The sequence below is a fragment of the Candidatus Thiodiazotropha sp. AKAK2 genome (assembly GCF_058244685.1).
This window is the reverse complement of the sequence record NZ_JBSYOP010000030.1, coordinates 1-24802: the sequence shown is the minus strand read 5'-3', so window position 1 is coordinate 24802 and position 24802 is coordinate 1. Positions and strand designations below refer to the sequence as shown.

Here is a 24802-nt window from a genome sequence, read left to right as displayed (position 1 = left end):
TGTCGCGCCTAACAGATGTCAAAAAAATTTAAAAATTGCCCTGAAACCAATGCTTCATTCGATCCCATATCGCTTTCAGGCCACCATCATTGGCCAACTCCCGCCCACCCTGGGCGCGATTACGTTGACCGAACAGTAACAATCCCACTCCAGTGGAATAGATCGGATTGCGCACCACGTCAGCCAGACCGCTGACATACTGGGGCACACCTAATCGCACCGGCATGTGAAATACCTCTTCCGCCAGATCGATAACTCCCTCGATCTTCGAACTGCCACCGGTAAGCACCACGCCACCGGCAATCACATCTTCAAAACCACTTCGTCTCAACTCCGCCTGAATCAGCGTCATCAGCTCTTCGTAACGTGGCTCGACCACCTCCGCCAGGGTCTGACGGGAGAGCCTGCGCGGCGGCCGCTCGCCGATACTGGGCACCTCGATGGTCTCATCGCTGGTCGCCAGTTGGGTCAATGCGCAGGCATATTTGATCTTGATCTCTTCCGCATGCTGGGTCGGGGTACGCAGGGCGACCGCGATATCGTTGGTCACCTGATCCCCGGCGATGGGAATCACCGCGGTATGGCGGATCGAACCACCGGTAAAAACCGCGATATCGGTAGTACCGCCGCCGATGTCCACCAGGCAGACACCCAGCTCTTTTTCGTCATCGCTCAACACAGAATAGCTGGAGGCCAGCTGCTCCAGAATCAGGTCATCCACATCCAGCCCGCAGCGACGCACGCACTTAACAATGTTCTGAGCCGCACTCACCGCGCCGGTGACCATATGAACCCGTGCTTCGAGACGAACCCCTGACATACCCACCGGATCGCGAATGCCTTCCTGCTCATCGATGATGAACTCCTGGGGCAGGATGTGCAGAATCTTCTGGTCAGCCGGGATGGCAACTGCCCGGGCGGCATCGATCACCCGTTCGACATCGCTCTGACTCACCTCTTTGTCCTTGATGGCGACAATGCCGTGGGAGTTGAGACTGCGGATGTGGCTGCCGGCAATCCCGGCATAGACCGAATGGATCTCACAACCCGCCATCAGCTCCGCCTCTTCAACCGCACGCTGAATCGACTGCACGGTGGACTCGATATTCACCACCACCCCTTTCTTCAATCCGCGTGAAGGGTGGGAACCGATACCGATAATCTCAATGCCATTATCCGCTTTGATCTCGCCAACAATGGCCACCACCTTCGAGGTACCGATATCGAGCCCGATGATCAGGTTTTTCTCACTTCGTTTAGTCATGCATCTACCCGGGACTTTTGCCCGTTTTCCTCAAATTATTTTCGGAATCTGCGCGGCTCATCCGAGCGCCATCCCTATAAAAACCCAACGCCTGGCCAGCCTCGGCAGTCGCTTCCTCACTCGTCCGCCACTGCACGGAAAAGCCATTGGTATATCTCAAATCAACACTCACCAGCTGACGATCAGGTTGCGCCATCAGATCGGGATAGAGACGCACAAAGCGGGTCAGTCTCTGCATCACATCCCGCCGCCCCAGCTGAAGTAACAGGCCACGCTCGGTTTCGATCCGCCACGCCTGTCGCGCATCCACCCAGATCCGGGTCAGACTCAAACCCGCGGTATCGAGCAGGGTCTGCATGCGCTGATACTCCCGGGTAATGGTCTTCGCCTGTTGAGCATCGCCAACCAGGGTCACCAGCCCCGGCAGCTGCGGCAGCTTTTCCGGCTCAAACACCTCGGCCAACTGACTGACTATCGCCTCTTCACCCCAGTAGGCGAGTGGCTGATGTTCCTTTACATGCACCCTCAGCTTGTCGGGCCAGACCCGCCGTATGCTGGCCTGCTTTACCCAGGGCATGGCTTCGATCTGTTGCCGCATCCGTTTCAGGTCAACACTGAAAAAGCTGCCGTTGACCGCTTCGGCAACAACCTGCTCCAGGCGCTCCCGCTTAACAAAACGCATCTCACCATCAACACCCACGGTACGAACCGGCATTACGGCGGGATCAGCCAGCATATGGCCCATCCAATAAAGGGCGGAGATCAATACCAGGCTCATTAGCGCCAGCTTCAGCCACAGCAGACTGTTCTCAGGGAGCAGCGGTTTCTGCTGCTGTTTTGCAGTACGACGTCGGTTACTCATGACCCCACCTGCTGATCAAGACTGGTTTGCAGAATCCGCATCACCAGCTCGTCAAAATCGATCCCGGCCACCTTCGCCGCCATCGGCACCAGACTGTGGTCGGTCATTCCCGGTACCGTGTTGACTTCGATCAACCAGGGCTGCCGCTCCTCATCGAGCATCAGGTCGACTCGCCCCCAACCACTGACCCCCACCGCTTCGTAGGCCTTCCGGCAGAGTGTTAGAAGTAGCGCTTCCTCCGTCTCGGGCAGACCACAGGGACAGTGGTAACGGGTGGTGTCCACACTGTACTTGGCCTGATAGTCGTAAAACTGGTGGGGTGTCTCAAGGCGGATCAGCGGCAGCATCTGCCCCTGCACAAACCCCGCGGTATACTCCTCGCCAACCACCCAGCGTTCCGCCAGAACCCGGCTGTCATACTCCCGGGCGGTCTGCCAGGCCTGCTGCAGCTGCTCACGGTTTTCGACTTTGCTCATACCGATACTCGAACCCTCGGCGCTGGGTTTGATGATCAACGGATAACCCAGCGCATCGGCCTGGTTTAGGTCCTCCGCCGTCTCGAGTAACACCGCTTCAGGTGTGGGCAGTGACAATCCCCGCCACAACGTCTTGGTGCGGTGCTTCTCCATCGCCAACGACGATCCAAGCACACCACTGCCGGTATAGGGCAGACCCAGAGTCTGCAGGGCACCCTGTACGGTGCCGTCCTCGCCGCCTCGTCCGTGGAGGATGATGAAGGCCCGATCAAAGCCTGCCCCGTCGAGCTGATTGAGCACCCCGTCACCAGTATCGATGCCCACCGCATCGACATCGCGGCGCAGCAGTGCTGAGAGAACCGCGTTACCACTCTTCAGCGAGATCTCACGCTCCGCGGAACGGCCTCCCATCAACACCGCCACCTTGCCAAAGCTGTCAGCTGAAACAGACATCTACTTCGGCCCTCCTAAGCGGTGGACTTCAGTGATCAGATCGATCCCGGTCGCCGCTTTCACTTCGCGCTGCACCGTCTCGATCAAAGTTTCGATATCCGCGGCGGTGGCGTCTCCCGTATTGACGATGAAATTGGCATGCTTTTCCGACACCTGGGCACCACCCAACTGACGGCCTTTCAATCCAATAGACTCGATCAACCTCGCTGCATGGTCTCCAGGCGGATTACGGAACACCGAACCACAGCTGGGCTGGGTAGTGGGCTGGGTGGCCGAACGTTTTGCCAGCAGTGCTTTGATCTTCTGCTGGGCCGCCTCCGCATCCCCTGCCAAGAGGGAGAGTTGCGCGGAGAGAAACCACTCACCTTCGGGTCTGCTCACATGGCGATAACCAACCTGGAAGTCGGTGGTCTCTCTTTGCCGAACCACACCGTAACGATCGATGGTTTCGACCTGCTTCACCCGCTGCCAGGTTTCGCCACCGAAAGCACCCGCATTCATCGCCAGGGCACCCCCCAGGGTGCCGGGAATACCGGCCAGAAATTCAACTCCGCAGCGTCCGGCTCTGGCAGCGACTCTGGCAACCTTCGCACAGGAGACACCGGCCTCGGCATAGATCCGCTGTTCATCCACCAGAGTACAATCCTTCAAGGAGCCCTGAGTGGCGATCACGGTACCGTCGAAACCGCCATCCCTGACCAGCAGATTGCTCCCCAGCCCGAGCCAGAAGAGTGGTTCCTCTTCATCCAGCTGACTCAGAAAATTCACCAGATCATCCCGGTCAGCCGGCCGATAAAAGTGTTTCGCCGGTCCACCCACACGCCAGGTGGTATGCTTGGACAGAGGTTCGTCCAATCGCATCTCACCGCGTAGTGGTTGTGACTTCATCACCGGCATCATCCCCAGAACCTCTCCCGTTTCTGCATCTGATGAGCACTCTTCAAGCGCTGCTTCTGCGCTTCCCGGTTGATTGAGCTCTGTTGCCTGCCCGCTTTTGCCATGACAAGCAACTCGCTCTGCAACGACTCTCCGCACCCTTGATGCAACCGTCTCATATCAAAGATCTGCGCCATCACTGGGCCTCCTCACATAGTTGTGTGGGCAATTCCGCCGCAATTGCGCCGATACTGCCTGCCCCGATTGTCAGCACGATATCCCCATCCTGAAGCAGCCCGCGCAACAGCTCAGGCAACTCAGTCACGGGCTCCATGAAGATCGGATCGACCTGGCCGCGCACCCGGATCGCCCGACTCAGATCACGTCCGGTGGCACCCTGAATTGTCTCCTCTCCCGCCGCATAGACCTCGGTCAGGATCAACAGATCCGATCTGGAAAGTACCTGAACAAAATCCTCGAACTGCTCCTGGGTCCGGGTATAGCGATGGGGTTGAAAGGCGACCACCAGCCGCCGCTCCGGCCATCCGTCACGTACCGCTTCCAGGGTCGCTTGTATCTCCCGTGGGTGGTGGGCGTAGTCATCCACCAACATCACATGCATACCATCCATCTGGCAGTCGCCACGGGTCTGAAAACGTCGGCCGATACCGGCAAACTTCTTCAGCGCAGACTGGATGTGACGGGGATCTGTGTGGAGCTCAAGCGCCACACAGGCAGCGGCCAGGGCATTCAGCACATTGTGTCGACCCGGCAGATTCAGGGTTACTTCAAAGCTCAGCTGCTGGGCTTTGACGTGCAGTCTGAAATGGGTCTGCAGCCCTTCGCTGTGGACATCAGTTGCCTGCACATCCGCATCAGAGCTGAAGCCGTAAGTCGTGATCGGACGGGTCACCTCCGGCAGCATTTCCATGACCACCGGATCATCGATGCACATCACCGCCTGACCATAGAAAGGCAGATGGTGGAGAAACTCCAGGAAGGTGCCCCGCAGGCGGTTGAAATCACCCCCGTAGGTGGACATGTGGTCCGCATCGATGTTGGTCACAACCGCCAGCATCGGCTGCAGATAGAGGAACGAGGCATCACTCTCATCCGCCTCAGCCACCAGATACTCACCTTCACCCAATCGGGCATTGGCGCCGGCACTGTTCAACAGTCCGCCGATCACAAAAGTCGGATCGAGCCCGGCCTCGGCCAACACACTGGCCACCAGACTGGTGGTGGTGGTTTTCCCATGGGTACCCGCAACCGCGATGCCATATTGGAAACGCATGATCTCGGCCAGCATCTCGGCCCTTGGAACCACCGGAATCCGATCCTGGCGGGCGGCCACCACTTCCGGATTCTGCTCTTTCACGGCACTTGAGATGACCACCGCATCCACACCTTCGACATGCTCAGCCTGATGCCCCAGATAGACCTTGGCGCCCAGCGCCACAAGTCGCGCGGTGACCCGGCTCTCGCGCTGATCCGAACCCGATACCTGATACCCCAGATTGATCATCACCTCGGCGATACCACTCATGCCCGCACCGCCGATGCCGACAAAATGGATCCGTCGCATGCGGCCCATGCTGTTCGGATTGTGGCGGCTTCGCAGTTGCTCATTCATGATCCAATGGTCTCCAGGCAAAAGCGCCCCAGGTTGGCCGCAGCATCGGCGCGGGACTGTTCACGGGCCGCCTTGGCCATCTGCAACAATGACTCCCGACTGGCACACAGGGCCTTCAAACGGCCGGCCAGATCGGTGGGATTGAGATCGGTCTGCTGTACCAGCTGTGCACTACCGGCCTCAACCAGAAACTGTGCGTTATGGGTCTGATGGTCATCCACCGCATGAGGATAGGGCACAAGAATCGATCCCAGGCCGGCCGTGGCCAATTCGGTGACGGTCAGGGCGCCCGCCCGGCAGAGCACCAGATCGGCCCAGCCATAGGCTTCCGCCATATCCTTCTCAAACGCCTTGATCTCCGCCTCCACACCCTGCTGACGATAGGACTCGATGGTCTCCTGCAGCAGCTTCTCACCGGCCTGATGCCGGACCAGAGGACGCTCCTCCCGGCTGAGCAGAGCCAATGCCTCGGGCAGGGTCTGATTGAGCGCCCGGGCACCCAGAGATCCACCCAGCACAAGCAATCGAATCGCTCCGCTGCGCTGGCTGAAACGGACTTCCGGTGGGAGTAGATCGACGATCTCCTGACGCACAGGATTACCCACTGTCTCAGCCTGGGCCTCGGCACCGAAACTGCCGGGAAAGGCCTCGAACACTTTATTGGCGAAGCGGGCCAGAATCCGGTTGGTTAAACCGGGGATGGCATTCTGCTCCTGAATCACCAGCGGAATCTTCATCAGCCTGGCAGCAACCCCGCCAGGCCCGGTGACGAAGCCACCCATGCCCAGTACCAGATTGGGTTGCACCTGACGCAGCAGGCGATAGGCCTGCAGCAGTGAGCGACTGACCACCCAGGGCGCCATGATGCGACGCTTCAGTCCGCTACCGCGCAACCCCTTCACCTCCAGGGTGCGGATCGGAAAGCCATACTCCGGTATCAGGCGATTCTCCATGCCGCCACTGCTGCCGAGCCAGGTGATCCGGCAGTTATGATTCTGCAGCCACTGGGCAACCGCCAGTGCGGGAAACAGGTGCCCGCCGGTGCCACCGGCCATGACCATCACATGAGGCTCCATGATCGCCTCCCTTGCCTTTCGCGGTCTGGCGATTTGCGGGACTCGTAGTCGATGCGCAGCAACAGGGCGATCATCAGGCAGGCGACGATGATGCTGTTACCCCCGTAGCTCATGAACGGCAGGGTCAGACCCTTGGTCGGCAACATGCCGACATTGACGCCGATATTGATAAACGCCTGCATACCGAGCCACAGCCCCAGCCCATAGGCGGTATAGGTAGAGAATCGCTGCCCCGCCGCTTCCGCCCTGACACCGATCTGAAACGCGCGCCAGGTGATAAAGGCAAACAGCAGAATGATCCCTAGGGTACCGAGCAGACCGAACTCCTCGCCCACCACGGCCATAATGAAATCGGTATGCGCCTCCGGCAGATAGAACTGTTTCTGGATGCCGTTACCCAGCCCCACCCCGGTGAACTCGCCCCGGCCGAAGGCGATCAGCGCCTGGGAGAGCTGAAAGTCGGTATTGAAAGGATCATCCCAGGGATTGAGAAAGGTAGTAAAGCGCTGCCAGCGATAGGGGGTGAAAAAGATCAGCGCAAAACCGGCCACCATGGAGAACAGAATCAGGGTGACAAACTGATAGAGCACCACGCCGCCTAGAAACAGCATTCCCAGTGCAGTGGCAAACAGCACCACCGTGGTGCCGAAATCGGGCTGCAGCAGAATCATCGCGCTGGTGATGACCAGCAGCAGCATCGGTTTGGCAAAGCCCCAGAACGAGCGGGCGACCTCATCCTGACGACGCACCAGATAGCCTGCGATATAGAGCACCATGAAGAGCTTCATGAACTCGGAGCTCTGCAGATTGAAGATGCCCAGGGGTACCCACCGGGTTGCGCCGTTGACCGTCTTGCCGACCCCGGGAATCAGCACGATGAGCAGCAGGAACATGCCGAGAAAGACCAGCATCGGCCCAGCCTTGCGCCACTGTTCCATGGGGATACCGAAGAACAGGGCGGCACCGATCAAACCGAGAAACATGGCAAACAGGTGGCGATAGACATAGAAGAAGGGTGAGCCAGCCAGCCGGTCACCCACCGTCATCGAGGATGAAGCCACCATCACCAGACCAAAACCGAGCAGCAGCACCGAGGCCCCCAGCAGCCACCAGTCAACGGTTGGCTCCTGGGGTTTGGCAGCACGGGCATCCATCGCCTGAGGTCGTCTGTTGCTCATGCTTCGAACGCCTCCACCGCTGCCATGAAGGCCTCACCCCGCTGTTCAAAATTGCGGAACATATCGAAACTGGCACAAGCCGGTGAAAGAACGACCCGATCCCCGGGTTGCGCCAGGTGATAGGCTGAAGCAACCGCCTCATCCATGCTCTGTGCATTGACCAGTTCAACCCGTCCTTCCAACACAGACCGAATGGCCGGTGCATCACGACCGATCAGCACCACACCTCTGGTCGTCTTCATCACCACATCGACCAATTCACTGAAATCCGCACCCTTGCAGTCACCACCGGCGATCAGCACCGTGCGGCTCTCTCCCCGATCCGGATGCAATCCATTCAATGCGGAGATGGTTGCCCCCACATTGGTGCCTTTTGAGTCGTTGTACCAGCGAAGTCCGGCCTTATCCGCGACCCACTGGGTGCGATGGGGCAGACCGGTATAGCTGCGCAGGGCAGCCAGCATGTCGTTCTGAGGGAAACCGGCGGCACAGCCCAGAGCCAAAGCCGCGAGGGCATTGGCCTGGTTATGGCGACCGGGAATTCTCAATTCGCTCACCGGCATCAGCGGCACATGCCCTTCACTCAGCCAGCTCACCCCATCCTGCTCATGCAGACCGAAGTCAATGGCTTGGGGCGCCTGCAGGGTAAAACCCAGCGACTCCGAAGCCGCATCCACCATCGCCGCCACCACCGGATCGTCCCGATTGACCACTGAGACCTCGGCCTGATGGTAGACCTTGGCTTTGGTATCTGCGTAGTCCTGCAGATCCCGATAGCGATCCATATGGTCCGCCGAAACATTCAGCACCACCGCCGCCCTGGGCTGCAACGACCAGGTACTCTCCAGCTGAAAACTCGAGAGTTCAAGAATATAGAGATCCACCTCATCATCCAGCAGATCGAGCGCCGGCTCACCGAGGTTGCCGCCCACCGCAACCTTCACACCCGCCATGCGGGCCATCTCACCAAGCAGGGTGGTAACGGTACTCTTACCGTTTGATCCGGTAATCGCGATCACCGGAGCCTTAGCCGCTCTGGCGAACAGCTCCACATCCCCCAGCACTTCAACACCACGCTGCTTGGCCGCCTGAATCAACGGCTGATCCAGAGCCACACCGGGACTCACCACCAATCGACTGGCCGCCGCAAACACCTCTTCCTGGAAACCGCCCAGAAACAGCGCCATGTCCGGCAACTCCTGACTCAGTAACTCCAGCCCCGGGGGGTTCTCTCGGCTGTCGGTCATCGCCAGCGAAACCCCCTGCGCCGCCAGGTAACGGGCACAGGAGAGCCCGGTCTTACCCAGACCCACAATCAGCGTCTTACCCTGCAGTTTCGATTGCTCTGACATTAACGTATCTTCAAACTCGCCAAACCGACCAGCACCAGAATGACGGTGATGATCCAGAAACGAACGATTACCCGAGGCTCGGGCCAGCCCTTCAATTCAAAATGGTGATGCAGTGGCGCCATTCGGAATATGCGTTTGCCGGTCAACTTGAATGAGGCCACCTGCAGCACCACCGAGACAGTCTCGATCACAAACACCCCACCCATGATGAACAGCACGATCTCCTGACGCACAGCCACCGCAACCACACCCAGAGCGGCACCCAGCGCCAGCGCACCCACATCCCCCATGAAGACCTGGGCGGGATAGGTGTTGAACCAGAGAAATCCCAGGCCGGCGCCGACCAGGGCGGCGCAAAACACAATCAACTCCCCCACCCCGGGGAGATAGGGAATCTTCAGATAGGTGGCAAAATCCGCATGGCCGGTGGCATAGGCGATAACCCCCAGCGCTCCCCCGACCATCACGGTGGGCAGGATCGCCAGGCCATCCAGACCGTCGGTCAGATTGACCGCATTCGATGAACCGACGATCACCAGATAGCTGAACAGAATGAACACTGGCCCCAGGTCCAGCGAGACATCCTTCAGGTAGGGGATCAGCAGCGCCGTTTCTGTCGGTGAGGTTGCGGTGGCAAAGAAGACCACCGAAGCACCCAGACCGGCCACCGACTGCCAGAAGTATTTCCAGCGCGCCGCCAGGCCTTTGGGATCATTCAGCACCAGCTTTTTGTAATCATCCACCAGGCCAATCAGGCCGAAGATCAGGGTCACAATCAGTACGATCCAGACATAGCGATTGTCCAGGTCGGCCCACAGCAGGGTGGCAATGGCAATCGCCACCAGAATCAGAGCGCCACCCATGGTGGGTGTGCCGGCTTTGGAAAAATGGGTCTCCGGACCATCGTCCCGCACCGTCTGGCCGATCTGATGAAAACTCAAACGACGGATCATCATCGGCCCCAGCGCCAGGGAGATCAGCAGAGCGGTCAGCACACCGAGGATGGTTCTCAGGGTCAGATACTGAAATACCCGGAATCCCCCATCGAATTGCACCAGCCACTCAGTCAGATATAACAACACAATCAGCCCCTCCCCTCGGACATCAAACGCTCAACCACCCGGTCCATGCCCGCGCTACGAGACCCCTTGACCAGCACCGCATCACCGGTTCGGGCTGCTGCATGCAACGCATCCACCAATTGATCCAGTTCGCTAAAGGCTTTCCCTCCATCACCAAAACTCTGCACGGCCCCGCGACTCAACTCGCCCAAGGAGTAGAGGTGCTCCAGCCCAGCCTGTCTGGCCCGCTCACCGATACCGGCGTGCAAGGCGGCGGCTTCATCTCCCAGCTCCGCCAGATCCCCGAGTACCAGATAGCGGGTACCCGTGGCGCCGCGCAGCACCTCGATTGCCGCATCCACGGAATCCGGATTGGCGTTGTAGCTGTCATCGATCAACCGATAACCGGCGGAGGTATGGTGCAAGCGCAGACGCCCTGCCACGGCCTGCACCCCGGCCAATCCCATCTGGATCTGTTCAATGTCACACTCCATTGCCAATGCTGCAGCGATCGCCGCCAGGGCATTCATCAGGTTATGCCGACCGGCCAGTGAGAGCTGCACCGCAAACTGCTCACCCCGATAACTGACCTGCATATGATTCTGAAATCCCTGTTCCGACCAGCGCATTCCGGCCTGACTCAGATCGCTCTGCACATCCGCCTTGGGCGAGCTACCGAAGGAGATCATATGACGTTCACCGCACAGCTCCCGCCAGAGCGGAAAAAAGCGATCATCCGCATTCAGCACCCCGACTCCGGTGGCTTTCAAGCCACTCAGGATCTCACCCTTGGCATGGGCCACACCGGTCAGATCCCCAAAGCCTTCAAGGTGGGCTGCCCCCGCGTTGTTGATCAGCGCCACATCGGGACGGGTGATCTGACTTAAATATCCGATCTCGCCGGGATGATTGGCGCCCATCTCGATCACCGCACACGGCTCATCCTGCAGCCGTAACAGAGTCAAAGGCAGTCCGATCTCATTGTTCAGGTTGCCTTGGGTGGCCAGCACACTACCCCGGATTCCAAGAATGGAAGCGAGCAGCTCTTTGACGGTGGTTTTACCGTTACTGCCGGTGACGGCAACAATCGGCACCTCAAATCGGTCCCGCCAGAAAGCAGCCAGACGTCCCAGGCCGATGCGGGTATCGGTCACCTGCAGCTGGGGAAGCTCACCAGCCTGCAGCTCGCTGACCATGGCCGCCACCGCCCCCTTCTCCATCGCCTGACCGATAAACCGGTGGCCATCGAAATTGGGGCCGCTCAAGGCGACAAACAGATCTCCGGGCTGAATCGTCCGGGTATCGGTGCTGACCGAATGAAAGCGCAGATCGGCTCCCTGATGCACGACTTCCAGCTCCAGCGCCACTTCGGCAAGACTGAGACTGTTCATACCGCCCCCTCCTGCCACCCGGCCAGGGCCGCCTGAACCACTTCCCGATCATCGAAGTGCAAAACCTGGTCAGCCACCAACTGATAATCCTCATGCCCCTTGCCTGCCACCAGCACCAGGTCACCGGGTTTGGCGGCGGAGACCGCCTGGCGGATCGCCTTACCCCGGTCGGCTTCCACCTCAACTTGATCCACATTGGGCATACCGGCAAGAATCTGCTTGATGATCTCGGCACTCGATTCACTGCGTGGATTGTCATCGGTCAGATAGCAGAGGTCAGCTTCGCTTGCCGCCACCTCACCCATCATCGGACGCTTGCCGGGATCCCGGTCTCCACCACAACCGAAGACAACAATCAATTGACCTGCGCAGTGCAGCCGCAGCGCCTGCAGGGCCTTCTCCAGGGCATCCGGAGTATGCGCATAATCGACCACCACGGTCGGTTTGCCGGAATCACCAAAGCGTTCCATTCGGCCCGGCACGGTGGAGAGCTTCGCCAGAACCGCAACCGCCCGTTCAAGTGGCCAGCCAGTGATCAGCAACACACTCAACACAGCCAGCAGATTGGCGCCATTGAAACGCCCCAGCAGGCCACTCTCCAAGCGGCTCTCTTCCGCCGGGGTTGAAACCGAGAGACTCAAGCCTTCACCGGTGGCCTGTAGACTGGTTGCCCGAACCCAGCCCTGCACTCCGTCCGGCAACATGCTGTCGGGTTCGATGCTGTATCCATACACAGGTATCTTCTGGCAGAGAGATTCAGCCAGCTGGCGACCAAAGGGGTCATCCAGATTGATTACCGCACGACCGAGCTCAGGCAGCTGAAACAGCCGGCGCTTGGCATTGCTGTAGTTTTCCAGGCTGCCGTGATAGTCAAAATGGTCGCGACTGAGGTTGGTGAAGATGGCGCAATCGAAGGCCACCCCATCCACCCGGTACTGGTCCAATGCGTGAGAGGAGACCTCCATCGCCACCGATTTGGCGCCCTGCCCCAACAGCCGGGAGAGGATCTGCTGCACACTCACCGCATCCGGAGTTGTCATACCGGTGGTTTCCAGCTGTCCGGGCAGGCCGGCACCCAGGGTACCCACCATGCCACAGGGGTGTTCGCTTTCCAGCGCCTGCGCCAGCAGCTGACAGATGCTGGTCTTGCCGTTGGTACCGGTTATTCCGTAGAGGGTCATTGCCCGGCTGGGGTTGTCATAGAAACGACCGGCGATCTCACTGAGAGAGCGGGAAAGATTGGCAACCTTGATCAAGGGCAGAGCGCACTTTTGCAGCGCTCCGGCCAGCCGATCACCCTCACCACCATCCGGCTCCCAAACAATCGCTTCAGCACCCTGGGCGATCGCCTGCTCGGCATACGCCAGACCATGCTGGCGGGTTCCGGCGCAAGCCAGGAACAGATCCCCCTCGACCAGTTGGCGACTGTCCAGACAGAGACCGCCGATCTGCCGATCCTGCTCCGACGGCAGATCCGCCAGACCAGCCAGCAATGTGGTGAGCCAGTGCGTCTCAGTAATCTCTCTGGCCGTCATCATTCCTGCTCTCCGAGTCGGGCCATCAGCTTATCGTCATGCCAGGGCTTGTCCGGCGGGATATTCATCAACCGCAGAGCACCGCTCATTACCTTGGAGAAGACCGGACCGGCAACCGCACCTCCGTAATACTCCTCGCCGCCGGGTTCGTCGATGAACACCGCCATCACCAGGCGTGGCCGGGTGGCCGGAGCCATACCGACGAACAGGGAGAGATACTTATCTTCAGCATAACCACCGGCGACCGATTTCTTGGCGGTCCCGGTTTTACCGGCAACCCGGTAGCCGGGCACCGCCGCCAGGGGGGCCGATCCGTCACGACTGACAACCGATTCAAGCATCGCAACCACACTTCTTGCGGTGCTCTGGCGCAATACCCGCTCACCGACAGGTTGCTGATCCTGCTTCAGCAGAGAGACCGGCAAGCGCTCCCCATCATTGGCCAGCACCGAATAGGCCCGGGCCAGCTGCAACGGGGTGACCGAGAGACCATAACCAAATGAGAGGGTGGCCTGCTCAAACGAAGACCAATCGGAAAAATGGGGCAAACGACCACTCGACTCTCCCGGAAAAAGCGACTCCGGACTGGAACCGAATCCCAGCTTGGTATAGAGCTGCCAGAGGTTTTCCGGCGGCATCGACAGGGCAATCTTGCTGGCGCCCACGTTACTTGATTTACGCAGCACCGTGGCCACATCGATCATGCCGTAGTTACGATGATCCCGCACCAGATAGCGACCCACCTTCATATAACCGGGCGAGACATCGATCGGTGTGGTCGGCCTGAACTTGCCCTGCTCCATCGCCGCAGCCACCGCAAAAGGCTTAATGGTGGAGCCTGGTTCGAAGACATCGGTCACCGAGCGATTGCGCAGCTTGCTTGAACGTCGATCCTGCAGGTCATTGGGATTGTAGGCGGGGCTGTTGACCATCGCCAGAATCTCACCATTCTGCGCATCGAGGATCACCACAGAACCGGATCGGGCGCGATGTTTGGCCACCGCCGCCTTGAGTTCCCGATAGGCGAGGAACTGCAGTCTGCGATCGATACTCAGGGTCAGATCCTTACCTGGAGCGGGGCTCTGGATATTCTCCACCTGATTGACCACCCGACCACTGCCATCCTTGATCACCCGCTTGGCCCCCGGGGTACCACTGAGCCACTGGTCATAGGCCAACTCCATCCCCTCCTGGCCCTGGTCGTCGATGTTGGTGAAACCGACGATGTGCGACATCACTTCACCGCTGGGATAGAAGCGACGATACTCCGATTGCAGATCCAGCCCCTTGATCTCAAGCGCTGCGACCTTTTCAGCCTGATCCGGATTGATGCGGCGCTTCAGATAGACGAAGCTGCGATCGCTGGAGAGCTGACGACGCAGACGATCCGGATTCAGATCGAGAATTGAAGCGAGCGCACCGATGGTCTGGTTGTCGCTCTTCACCACCCGTGGATTGGCCACCACACTCTTGACCGGTGTACTGATCGACAGCGGCTCACCGTTGCGATCGGTGATCATGCCCCGACTGGCGCTGACCTTCATGGTACGCAGATAACGGCGCTCCCCCTGCTCCTGAAGAAAAGCGGTCTCGAAGACCTGCCGATCCACCGACTGCCAGATCAGCGAGACATAGGCCAGGGCCAACACAGCAAGCACAGTGAAGCGCCGGGCCCGATAGCTCGGTTGCCGGATAATCTCCGCCTGCTGTGCCTTTTTTTTCTTCCGGTTGGCCATATTCAATGTTTAATGACTACGATTTCGGTAAAGTCGGGCAGATGCATCTTCAAACCGTCCCGCGCTTTGCGTTCAACCACCGAGTGAGTTGCCAGGGTGCTCTCCTCAAGCTGCAACCTGCCCCACTCAACACCAATGCGCTCCTGTTCCGCCTGCAACTCCTGCAAGGCGACAAAATGTTTTCTGCTGAGATACTTGCTATAGACAACCCCGATTGCCGATATCAGCACTGCCAGCACCAGCAGTGAAAAGAGCACTTTTCCGCTAACGCTCACAGACACCGCTCCGCAACGCGCAATACCGCACTGCGCGCCCTTGGATTGGCGCCGGTCTCAGCTTCATCAGGAGTTATCGCCTTACCCACCAGACGCAATTTGGGTTGCCGCTGATCGTCAGTCACCGGCACACCCGGTGGAAATGGGTCGCCTTTGGCCTGATCCCTCATGAACCGCTTGACGATGCGGTCCTCCAAAGAGTGAAAACTGATCACTACCAACCTGCCCCCCGGGGCCAATACATCAATGACACCATCGAGGGTCTGCCTCAATGCGTCGAGTTCACCATTAATAAAAATGCGGATCGCCTGAAAACTCCGGGTTGCCGGATGCTTACCTTTCTCCCAAGAAGGATTGGCCTGGCTCACCAGCTCCGCCAACCGAGCTGTGGTCTCGATCGGCTGCTCCACCCTTGCCTCGACAATGGCACGGGCAATGCGCTTGGCATGACGCTCCTCACCATAGGTTTTCAGCACCTGAGCAATCTCCCGGCTCTCAGCTTTCGCCAGCCACTCGGCCGCCGACACCCCACGGCTTGGGTCCATGCGCATATCCAAAGGCCCGTCCTGGATGAAACTGAAGCCGCGCTGCGCCTGATCCAACTGGGGTGAGGAGACCCCGAGATCGAGCAAGATCCCATTCACCTGTCCCGCGACACCCTGTTGTTCAGCGACCTCCGCAAGCATGGCAAAGTTCTCCTGTACCATTCGAAAGCGGTTATCATGTGCAAACAATTGCTCACCATGAGCCACGGCCTGAGGATCCCTGTCGATCCCGATCAATCGCCCATGTTCACCCAATCCCTCGAGGATCAGCCGGCTATGGCCACCCCGCCCGAATGTGGCATCGATATAAATGCCCATCGGTTCAACCTTCAGCGCCTCAACAGAAGCCTGCAACAGTACCGAAAGATGCTCCTGAGCCATCAGATTGAAAGAGACTTGAACTCTGGCGGTAGATTGAGATCTGTCAGATCCACACTCTTCAGCCAGTCCTCCTGCTTGGACTTCCAGGTCTCTTCATCCCATAACTCAAATTTATTCATCTGACCGACCAGTGCGACCTTCTTGTCGAGCGCGGCGAACTTACGCAATGCCGGAGGCAGCAGAATCCGACCCTGACCATCCATCTCCAATTCGGCAGCACTACCGATGTAGAGACGCTGCATATTTCGCGCAGCCGCATCGAAGGTCGGCATGGCCACCAGCTTCTTTTCGATTTCAAGCCATGTGGGTTTGGGATAGATCAGCAGACAGTGATCCATATCGGCGGTTATCACTAATTCGGAGGCGCACACGTCCACGAGCTGCTCCCGATACCGGGTTGGTATCGCGAGCCGCCCTTTCGTATCCAAATTGAGCGATGAAATCCCTCGAAACAAATCGTTGCCCCTCTGCCGGCGTTATTTTCCCTTTTTCCCCACATTAATCCACCTTTCTCCATATTAGGACCCACTCTCACCTTCTGTCAAGGTGAATAGTGTAAAAATTCGTTTAGGGTCAGTGGTTTACACACACCAAGCAAAGCGGATTGAAAGCAAAAATTATCCGCTGGAAATACAGAAGCCTGCCCAGTAAACCTAAAGTAAAATCTTAAGAAATATGGCCCCAGGAACGGAGCTTGTGGTGTAAAGTGGAGGGAGTCGGCCGATAAGCCGGGTTCTGTCAAGGACAGCCATTCATCTGGGATGTGCGTCACCACACACCTCAAGCAACCTACCCAGGAACAGTGGGGGCGCACTTGGCTCAGTCAGAGACCGGCCTGTTCCTCTATTTGGTCTTGCTCCGGGTGGGGTTTACCCTGCCACCCCTGTTGCCAGGGATGCGGTGCGCTCTTACCGCACCATTTCACCCTTACCAGCAGCAGAGCCGCTGGCGGTATATTTTCTGTGGCACTCTCCGTAGGCTTTCGCCTCCCAGGCGTTACCTGGCACCCTGCCCGCCGGAGCCCGGACTTTCCTCTGTCTACCGCAAGCGGTAATCAGCGACTGTCTGGCCAACTCCCTGCCACACTTTAAATTCTTATGCCCACTGTGACAAGCCCCACAAAATCTGCGCCACATAGGCTGAGCCAATTCTAAAGAGCGCTCAATTGATATTTTTCAATGCCAGAGATTAATGAGTTCTATACCTTGCCGATACAGAGGGTAAGCGTCATGCTGAAATTGACGGCCGATACCCGGACTCCTAAGGACAGCTCGCCAGGGTGTTTTGCAACAGGGAACCAACAGCGTCGATTTTATCCCAATAAGTCACAGGTTCTGACACAACCCAGTACCGGTATACCGATAGCAGTAATAGAGGTAACACCATGAAAACGCCAATTCGCGACATTCTCTCCATTGACACACTGATCCTGGCCATCGCCGGAATCTGGATGGTTTCCGTCCTGATCAACCTGGTCACCTGAGGAGTCAACGGACACGGAAGCGGTGCCAAACAAAGCCATTTGGCAGCACCCATCTGTGACCCTCTGAGCCATCCAAATTCTCTCCACTCAGGTCTGCTGTGGAGGTGACGACTGTGCCAGTCGGTCAGTCAAAGCAGAATCCTGAACCTGGATATCTGACACCCCTGCGATAATTTTTTAGCCCCCCTGCTCCAGTTTCCGCTAAACTTCAGCCAACCCCGGCGGAATGGCCTCTCTCACCCAGCGCCATTGAATGGGAACCGAATGGAATTTTTCACCACCGATTCTGCGGCGCAGTCAAGACCATGACAGACACAACACCCGACAACACCAGCTCCTCCTCCAGCATACCCAGCAAACCCCCTAAGCGCCCGAAACGGGACTACTCGGCGCTGCCACAGAAACCGATCACCCTGAAACACAAACAGAAGAAGAAGCCGACGGTGAAAAAACAGAGACCCAAAGCGCAAACAGCGCAGCAGAACGCGAAACCCAGCGTAAAGAAAAAGGCGCACAATCCCTGGCACCTGGAAGGGATGTCGGATGATGTGAAAGCCGCGATCGTTGCCAGCGCTGAACGGGAAGGATTGTCCATCGCCCAATATCTGGAACAGCTGGTCTTGCAGCAACACGACACAGCAACCGCCGGTCAGTTGTTACAGCTTGACACAGAGATCCACGACAGAATGAATGCCATCGAGCGACGCCTGGATCGCATCGAGGAGCAAAAAGGATTCTGGGGCAGTTTTTGGGAGAGAGTGATGAACAATCAGGATTAGTCCAAACGCTCCCACTGCTGACCATCGAACAGCATCACATCCTTTTCACCAATGGAACACAACACGCCATCACCTGTAGCGAGATGATGGCAGGTGGCCGGTAAATCATCTCCAAAATCAACCAGCTCCAAAACCTCATCACTTAACCGATAGACAGCTCGCATGGTGGCAAGATAAAGGCTGTCGTTAAACCAAGCCAGCCCCCAAATATCCTCGATAGTAGACTCCTGACGAATAACGCGCCACTCGTCACCACGTCCGCACAGCAACAGTCCCCGTCTTCCACAAGCGTAAACATAACCGTCACCACCACAGACTAAATTGGACAAGATCTGGTCAGTGGGTGAATCGATCTGACGCCAGGCCTGACCGTCATAATGCCAGATCTCACCGTTCCACCCAGCAGCATAAATATCGTTTTTATCGAAACCATCGATACCTTCAAAACCCACAACATTGCCATCTTTCTTCTGACGTCGCACACCACTGTCAATCGCACGCCAGTCACCATTTGATTCACGTCGGTATACCTGCCGCCCCATACCCGCCGCATGGGCCAGACCATCGATGGCTCTTACACTGCGAATTCTCCCAAGTTGTCTGGGTGTCTCACCGCCCTCACCGATACGCTCTTCGCCCCGAATGCCACCAGTCGCAGCCGTCGCCACATCACCAGCATTACTCACGCAAACAACAGTTGGTTTCTCCTGTTTGACTACACACAATCCTGCTGTAGACCAGCCATAGGTATCCACATCGTACCAGTCATCACCCAGCCAGAGGTATAACTGAGCTGGCGAGCGATCACCTAACTCATCTACAACCGATGCCACAACAACGAACTCTTTGTCGTTCGTCGCGCCTGTCAGAAAGGTGTATGTATCCTTGAGTGGCTCACTCACATGTTTTCTCCCATCTTGAAAAACTTAAAGCCGGCTATGCTTTATTTCTACGTACGTAGGCCCGACCCGCTTCCACATCAGGGGATGTGGTCGTGGCTACAGCTTTAAGTTCAGTACTATCTTTCATCTTGCACTCTTCTTTGTGATAAGCGTCCATCTGTGCCGTCAAGCAAGCCTTACTGCAATTGGCCTCCGGAAAAACTTCTGCGACTGCATCCACGCCACTATCCCTGGCATCCTTGTAGTTTGTTTTGTGGTCTACCTGTACTTTTTTACCACTGGTGCAAGTTACCTCACCGGCATCACAACCGATCGCTGAATCACTTTGAAATGTATGCATCAGGCCATGTGTGCCTGTTCCATGATCCGTACCTTCAGCACAAATACTGGGTGCTTTACCCTGATCATAGGTACCACAGTCGACAAAAGCATCTGAACCGCTGCCTCCTCTTCCGGTATCGAAACACGCCGCCGCCTCCACCAGATGATGACCTGTCTGACGTTTTGAGTCGCAACAACCAGGCTGATTACCGATGGGCTTATAGGGGACGAGCTGACAACGGCGCGCGTTCAAACAATCATGTTTGGCAGAGTCGTGGGCGGCCTCTGCATAAAAAGCGTGCCGCAGCGATTTATAGTCCTTGTAGGGCTGAGACTTCTTGAAATCCTTTTTCGACATTCCATCGGGACAAGCTGGCGGGGTCGGCGGCATATCTATTCCGTCGCACGCATCTTCTTCACCATACGGCTTGTAATCCTTACAGGCCTCCATCTCCTTCATCTGATCTTCCACGCAAGGGTGATCAGGATTCGACATGGCCATGGTGTCCAAGTATGGCCAAGTGACCGTATTTCCTGGAACTGAGCCATGATTATGAGTTGTTAAATCAAAATGTCTGACAACATTTTTACCCTCGAATTTCACATCCATGGACCAGGCGTTGAAGTAGACTTTGCCACGGTTTTTGCTTGTTATCACACCCTTCTTGGGTGCGCACCCCGCTTCATCGCCATAGGATTGTTTGAAGTGGGATTTGTTTTTGAGAATGATCTCCTTGCCGCTGATCTTAACCTTCTTGCTGCCTTTGGTCGTATCCTTAGCCATACCGGTATTCGGGTAAGGAATTGGCACTCCGGGCGGTGTTGCAGGTGTTTGCGGCGGCGTAAAACAGACATCGGGAAATGAGCAGATAGACTTTCCATCCGCCTTTTTACATGATAATTCACGCCCGTTTGCGTAGACATCATTCGCCATCAGGACCCCCTCCCGTTGCGCCATGTCAGAACGAGTGAAGACCTTTTACCATCATCATTCCCCATGTGAGCAAACATTCGATAACCTTTTGTATAGTCCTTTTCGCACGCCGCTTTCAATACAGCCAACATTATCAACCCCTGGGAAGACCCCACCTCACCGACACAATCAGCAGGATGCCAGATATCGAACTCCTCCTTGCGTTGACGCAAAGTACGACTGAGAGCCAAACTCGCCTCTTTGAAATAGTACTGCTCACCGGAAAGATCCGTGATTCGAAAATCCAGATCCCCCATTTCGCATCCGGCATCAGTCAGGGAAGCCTTAATCGCTGCGGTTAACCCTTCAGCCCTCAAAGGCTCTTCTGAATCAACATGGGCCGTCTCCACGGCAAACCCAAGACCGTCACAGTTGAGCACAGCTTGAGTCTGTTTTTCTCCAGACTCAACCAGCATCGCAGCACCCGCCTCGCCTGGTATGAATCCATTGGAATTCTCACTGGTCAACAACCGCTCCTGTGTTTCGTAGTGGTCAAGCGTTGGAGAGACCAACATTGTGTCGCTGGAAGCAACCAAGACATGTTTCACCCCCTGCTGAAAGATCATTTCCCGGGCGTGCTTTAATGCCACAGCGGCAGATACATGGCCAGCAGCAATCACCAGTGACTGATCACTGAACTCAACCCCCAGCTCCTGCTGAAGATCAAGAAAAAACTGAGCATCATCATCGATAATCCGGCCTGGTCGACTGTGCTCTGCGAGACAGAGCAGCAGCGGTGTCTCCACCAAATTGATACCGGGATTGTCCTGTATGACTTCACCAATGGCCGCAGCTGCCATTTTCAGTAACTTGGTTTTTCCCCGCCAGGGCTTTTCCATCGGCACTTCGCAACCGAGAATCCACTCTCCGTCGCGATCCATAAAACCGGTCTCCTGAAAATTATCGATCGCACAGCGAATTGCGGCACAGGTTGCCGGAGCACTCATTCCGACACCGGTAACCAGGCCTGTTGCGGTTATGGCCAACGGCAATCCCATCAACTTTCCCCCGCTGCCTGAATCGGTTTTTCATGCTTGGCATGCGCCAGTGTCGGGTAGTAGGTTTTACCCAGTTTGCGGGCGCGCCACCAGCCACGAGGTTTTCTACCGAGCAGTACCTGACTTAATTCAAACAGATTTTTCTTGAGTGGAATGGTAGCCCGCCAGGTTATAGTGAAGATCCCTTCATCCGGTTCGATGACCAGGGTATCGATAACCGCCCGAAGATCTCTCTGTTCACCGTTTTTATAGAAAAAAACCGCTGGTATTTCGATCTGTGGCAGATCGAACGAGGTCTGTCCCTCTGGCGTGAGATTTTCCAGAAACACCCGCTCACCTCCCTGCAAATAAGGAATCTGCTGATCAGCCGGTGCGGCCTGATAATAGGCCTCATGGAAATCGGGCGGAAGAAAAGGGAAATTGTTATCGAGCCACGCCTGATCGTAGGTGCCAGCGAGCTGGCGACGCGGATCCCATCCCCGTCCAAGCGGGCCGAATGCCATTGGTGCATAGGTGCCGTTGGGCATTGTAACTGGACGCTTCAACTCTTCAGTATTGGGCATCGGTGAACCATCCACCAACTCACGCGACAACTGCTTGTGATAGCCGCATCCAACCGGATTGGTCATCCAGGCACTGTGCTTCTGCTCGTTTTCATGAAAGTTATCGACGCCGCCGAACGCCGTGTCATAACTGATCGGCATGCGCTCGAACAGCCCCGGATAACCTGGACTGATTGCCAGTTTCCCTGCCTCCCAGAATCGGTTTCCGGTAACCGCGAAGGATTTATACATAGGACCAATTCTGAGTGTAACTTCGACCCGTGAAGCGGGTTTGCCACCGGGAGCATAAGCGCTGCCGTTAAGCAGCACATCACACATGGATTTGACCGGCGCATAGTCCACTTCATACAACGGCGCCGAATAACCGGGTTCGCCGGTAAAGCAGTCCGCATCTACCAGAGGCTTCTGTAGCTCTGCCCGAGTAACCTGTTGACGGATCGGAGGAATATTGAAGGTTCCTTTTACCGCCACCACAAGCAGTTCCCGGCCATCCGGGCGCATCCCCATGGTATAGCCAGCTTGCATTCCGGTGGCATTGAGCAATTCCATCGATAGTTATTCTCTTGTTGTGAACGCGCTCCATCCTGGCGCTGCGGATTATTATTCCTTCCACAGAAGCATAATCAGTTTTCAGGCAGTTACCAGAGAAATATTACCACCCGGCGCTACGCCTGTATGACCTGACCGGTCTCTTCATCCCAGTACCAGAGCTCTCCAGGGGTACGATTGTGCACCCCGCCGAACCAGACGTCATAGTCATTGTGGGATTGCCAGTGCGCCTCACCAGCCAGCAGGTTCCGCCCAAAACCGGTCAGTGAGACCTGCCAGTCGATCGGTTTGGAAGAGCCCCTCACCAGCTCGATAGCCGGGCGCCTGGCCTCAACCAGATGTGACAACACCTTCCAGTAACTGCTGTCACCCATGAACGCCAGGGGTTCATAGATGGAGGTGTACCAATGATAGAAGAGTTTTGCCCCATCCTGGGGGCCCTGCTCGTGCAGAATCCGCAGTGTCAGCCGTTCTGAGAGCGACAGACCGTCGACACGCCAGGGCAGCTCCTTGATGTGCCGTTTCAAGGCGGGCAGGATCTGCGGAAAAGCCGGGGAGTGCAGATTGACGATCCGACTAAGAGCCTCCGGGGTTGCGGCGGTATAGGCCTCCCAGCACTGGCCGCCGAACTCAATATGCTGCTCCTCGAGGGGAGCAAACTGCTGCCACAGCAGCGGCATGGTTTCGACCGGCAGCTGCCCGATCCCGTTGAAACGAGCCACTCCGGGATAGTGGTCCACGCAGATGAATGCCATCTGCTCCGGCCGCTTGGATCGATTCCGTAAAAAATGCAGGATTTTGCTAAAGACCAGGACATCGTAGGCATCGTGCTCGAACCAAAAGCAGACCCGCTGGTAATCCCTGATCTGTTCCAGGGCATCATAATCGGCGGTCAGATCCTTGACCGCCTGCGGTTTCAGACGCCAGTTGCTGTTCGCAATGAAGCTACTGCGAATGTCGATGAACCTTTGCCGGTCCGTTTCAGCCGGCACAGGCCCCTGGATATAGGGATCGGCAAAACAGAGAAAGTCACCACGGAAGCCCGCCACAGCCAGCTTGTACATCACATCGGTGCCACAGCGGATATGCAGTGTCCGCAGCTGACCATCCAAGGGATCCGGGCGGCCACTCTCGATCGCCCGGGCGGCCATTTCACTCGCTTCCACATGGTGTTTCAGCTTGGGCCAGGATGGAAAGCCCTGCTCACGGGCTATGATCAGTTGAGCATCGGCCAGCTTGAGCTGATCCGCCTGCAGACTGTCGGCCTTGGGGTGGGATGCGGTTCGTGACCAGGCTTGGCCCTGATTGAGGGCTTTTAACAGTTGCTTGGCCTGCTTCTTACACTGCTCAAGTGAGAGCGGTTGCAGGCAGCGGGGGTCATCCGCAGGAAACTCGTGAAACTGCTTCTGCTCAGAATCAAACTGGCGACGCAACGCCGGGAGTGACTGGATCATAACGAACTCCTTGTTAACAGGCCTGGCTTGCAGATAGGCACAAGGAAATCGTTCAATTTATCGAGATCGTTTGTCGGGCTCAGCCCTTTCCGCAAGCAGGATGCTGACAAACCAGCAGAGGAAGTATAAACCGAGGCATGTTTTTATTTAAGTCCGTAAATGAACGCAAATGGTTGTTGTGTATTGTTATGACCTTACGCTGCATGCCCATACCGCAAATGGAAGCCGATATTTCAGTAGAGCCTGACCAGGTATTAAAATCAACCGCAAGACATGTGCTCATTCGCGGATAAAACACCCAAAGGCTCAAATCTCAGAATCCACTCCCTCTGAACCCCGTCCCGGCACGAGCGAGAAGCGCAGGAACGTGACGGCCGGGCGTCCTTTCATTTTGTGACTTTGCTGTTGGCGTAAAAAAATGACTCGCCCAGGAGGGCGAAACAGGGTTTTTCAGCAAAGAGGCACAATAACAAGTAGCAGTAACTCTGAATTCTATATATAGACACACAGCTGCCCCATTAACTACGAAGATTATGCAGCCAACGGATGAGTTGTCTTCAGTTTCTCTAGCAGATTGCGAGTTGAGACATGAAAAGCATCGTGCAGCAGGGGGTTAAAGCTGGAAAGAGGCACATATCATCAGCGAGTCAAACCAGTGGGGTGAACAGCTCCCCTCTCACCTTGCG

Annotated in this window: 22 protein-coding genes and 1 other RNA gene; 1 reads left to right on the top strand and 22 read right to left on the bottom strand. The window is 56.8% G+C overall.

What is annotated here, in order from left to right; all coding sequences use genetic code 11:
• Window positions 1–28: 28 nt before the first annotated feature.
• From ftsA to rnpB, 17 genes are all read right to left on the bottom strand, one after another.
• On the bottom strand, window positions 29–1264 hold the full coding sequence (gene ftsA, locus AC4IE8_RS13455) for a cell division protein FtsA (protein WP_068990738.1): 1236 nt from the start codon (window positions 1262–1264) through the stop codon (window positions 29–31).
• Window positions 1265–1268: 4 nt separating this feature from the next.
• On the bottom strand, window positions 1269–2126 hold the full coding sequence (locus AC4IE8_RS13450; protein ID WP_068990734.1) for a cell division protein FtsQ/DivIB: 858 nt from the start codon (window positions 2124–2126) through the stop codon (window positions 1269–1271).
• Entirely contained in the window at window positions 2123–3055 is a 933-nt protein-coding gene (locus tag AC4IE8_RS13445) for a D-alanine--D-alanine ligase (RefSeq protein ID WP_490791230.1), read from the bottom strand. Before AC4IE8_RS13445 ends, AC4IE8_RS13450 begins: the two co-directional genes overlap by 4 nt.
• Window positions 3056–3952 carry a UDP-N-acetylmuramate dehydrogenase gene (gene murB / locus AC4IE8_RS13440; RefSeq protein ID WP_490791271.1) on the bottom strand — a complete coding sequence of 299 codons (897 nt, stop codon included), beginning with the start codon at window positions 3950–3952 and terminating at the stop codon, window positions 3056–3058. It lies immediately after the preceding gene.
• Window positions 3952–4128, bottom strand: coding sequence for a hypothetical protein (locus AC4IE8_RS13435; RefSeq protein ID WP_490791229.1), 177 nt, complete (start codon window positions 4126–4128; stop codon window positions 3952–3954). The genes murB and AC4IE8_RS13435 overlap by 1 nt, the downstream gene beginning before the upstream one ends.
• Window positions 4128–5564 carry a UDP-N-acetylmuramate--L-alanine ligase gene (murC, locus tag AC4IE8_RS13430; protein ID WP_068990724.1) on the bottom strand — a complete coding sequence of 479 codons (1437 nt, stop codon included), beginning with the start codon at window positions 5562–5564 and terminating at the stop codon, window positions 4128–4130. Before murC ends, AC4IE8_RS13435 begins: the two co-directional genes overlap by 1 nt.
• Window positions 5561–6640, bottom strand: coding sequence for an undecaprenyldiphospho-muramoylpentapeptide beta-N-acetylglucosaminyltransferase (gene murG, locus AC4IE8_RS13425; protein WP_068990722.1), 1080 nt, complete (start codon window positions 6638–6640; stop codon window positions 5561–5563). Before murG ends, murC begins: the two co-directional genes overlap by 4 nt.
• Window positions 6625–7818 carry a putative lipid II flippase FtsW gene (gene ftsW, locus AC4IE8_RS13420; RefSeq protein ID WP_068990718.1) on the bottom strand — a complete coding sequence of 398 codons (1194 nt, stop codon included), beginning with the start codon at window positions 7816–7818 and terminating at the stop codon, window positions 6625–6627. The genes murG and ftsW overlap by 16 nt, the downstream gene beginning before the upstream one ends.
• Window positions 7815–9170 carry a UDP-N-acetylmuramoyl-L-alanine--D-glutamate ligase gene (gene murD, locus AC4IE8_RS13415; RefSeq protein WP_490791228.1) on the bottom strand — a complete coding sequence of 452 codons (1356 nt, stop codon included), beginning with the start codon at window positions 9168–9170 and terminating at the stop codon, window positions 7815–7817. Before murD ends, ftsW begins: the two co-directional genes overlap by 4 nt.
• Window positions 9170–10252: a phospho-N-acetylmuramoyl-pentapeptide-transferase gene (gene mraY, locus AC4IE8_RS13410; RefSeq protein WP_068990712.1), complete on the bottom strand. Its 1083-nt coding sequence runs from the start codon at window positions 10250–10252 to the stop codon at window positions 9170–9172. The genes murD and mraY overlap by 1 nt, the downstream gene beginning before the upstream one ends.
• A gap of 2 nt (window positions 10253–10254) precedes the next feature.
• Complete coding sequence (locus AC4IE8_RS13405; protein WP_490791227.1) at window positions 10255–11622, bottom strand: UDP-N-acetylmuramoyl-tripeptide--D-alanyl-D-alanine ligase; 1368 nt, start codon at window positions 11620–11622, stop codon at window positions 10255–10257.
• Window positions 11619–13160: a UDP-N-acetylmuramoyl-L-alanyl-D-glutamate--2,6-diaminopimelate ligase gene (locus tag AC4IE8_RS13400; RefSeq protein ID WP_490791226.1), complete on the bottom strand. Its 1542-nt coding sequence runs from the start codon at window positions 13158–13160 to the stop codon at window positions 11619–11621. Before AC4IE8_RS13400 ends, AC4IE8_RS13405 begins: the two co-directional genes overlap by 4 nt.
• Window positions 13157–14893: a peptidoglycan D,D-transpeptidase FtsI family protein gene (locus AC4IE8_RS13395; protein WP_068990703.1), complete on the bottom strand. Its 1737-nt coding sequence runs from the start codon at window positions 14891–14893 to the stop codon at window positions 13157–13159. Before AC4IE8_RS13395 ends, AC4IE8_RS13400 begins: the two co-directional genes overlap by 4 nt.
• A gap of 2 nt (window positions 14894–14895) precedes the next feature.
• Window positions 14896–15168: a cell division protein FtsL gene (gene ftsL / locus AC4IE8_RS13390; protein WP_068990701.1), complete on the bottom strand. Its 273-nt coding sequence runs from the start codon at window positions 15166–15168 to the stop codon at window positions 14896–14898.
• On the bottom strand, window positions 15165–16094 hold the full coding sequence (gene rsmH / locus AC4IE8_RS13385; protein ID WP_490791225.1) for a 16S rRNA (cytosine(1402)-N(4))-methyltransferase RsmH: 930 nt from the start codon (window positions 16092–16094) through the stop codon (window positions 15165–15167). Before rsmH ends, ftsL begins: the two co-directional genes overlap by 4 nt.
• A complete protein-coding gene (mraZ, locus tag AC4IE8_RS13380) occupies window positions 16094–16549 on the bottom strand; it encodes a division/cell wall cluster transcriptional repressor MraZ (RefSeq protein ID WP_068990694.1) in 456 nt (151 codons plus the stop codon). The genes rsmH and mraZ overlap by 1 nt, the downstream gene beginning before the upstream one ends.
• Window positions 16550–16802: 253 nt before the next feature.
• An RNA gene (gene rnpB / locus AC4IE8_RS13375) (RNase P RNA component class A) lies at window positions 16803–17171 on the bottom strand.
• Window positions 17172–17882: 711 nt separating this feature from the next.
• Between rnpB and AC4IE8_RS13370 the strand changes: the two genes are divergently transcribed.
• A complete protein-coding gene (locus AC4IE8_RS13370; RefSeq protein ID WP_068990692.1) occupies window positions 17883–18356 on the top strand; it encodes a hypothetical protein in 474 nt (157 codons plus the stop codon).
• Here AC4IE8_RS13370 and AC4IE8_RS13365 read toward each other — a convergent pair.
• The 5 genes from AC4IE8_RS13365 to AC4IE8_RS13345 form a co-directional block, all read right to left on the bottom strand.
• Window positions 18353–19258 (bottom strand): beta propeller repeat protein, encoded by a 906-nt coding sequence (locus AC4IE8_RS13365; protein ID WP_068990688.1) that lies wholly within the window; start codon window positions 19256–19258, stop codon window positions 18353–18355. The two genes, AC4IE8_RS13370 and AC4IE8_RS13365, sit on opposite strands and share 4 nt — an antisense overlap.
• A 34-nt stretch (window positions 19259–19292) precedes the next feature.
• On the bottom strand, window positions 19293–20513 hold the full coding sequence (locus AC4IE8_RS13360) for a PAAR-like domain-containing protein (protein WP_068990685.1): 1221 nt from the start codon (window positions 20511–20513) through the stop codon (window positions 19293–19295).
• The gene (locus AC4IE8_RS13355; protein WP_068990680.1) at window positions 20513–21550 is read right to left on the bottom strand and encodes a 3-oxoacyl-ACP synthase; all 1038 of its coding nucleotides are present in this window, start codon (window positions 21548–21550) and stop codon (window positions 20513–20515) included. Before AC4IE8_RS13355 ends, AC4IE8_RS13360 begins: the two co-directional genes overlap by 1 nt.
• On the bottom strand, window positions 21550–22662 hold the full coding sequence (locus tag AC4IE8_RS13350) for a DUF2169 family type VI secretion system accessory protein (RefSeq protein ID WP_068990675.1): 1113 nt from the start codon (window positions 22660–22662) through the stop codon (window positions 21550–21552). Before AC4IE8_RS13350 ends, AC4IE8_RS13355 begins: the two co-directional genes overlap by 1 nt.
• A 116-nt stretch (window positions 22663–22778) precedes the next feature.
• Window positions 22779–24116: a DUF1835 domain-containing protein gene (locus tag AC4IE8_RS13345; RefSeq protein WP_490791224.1), complete on the bottom strand. Its 1338-nt coding sequence runs from the start codon at window positions 24114–24116 to the stop codon at window positions 22779–22781.
• Window positions 24117–24802: the final 686 nt, after the last annotated feature.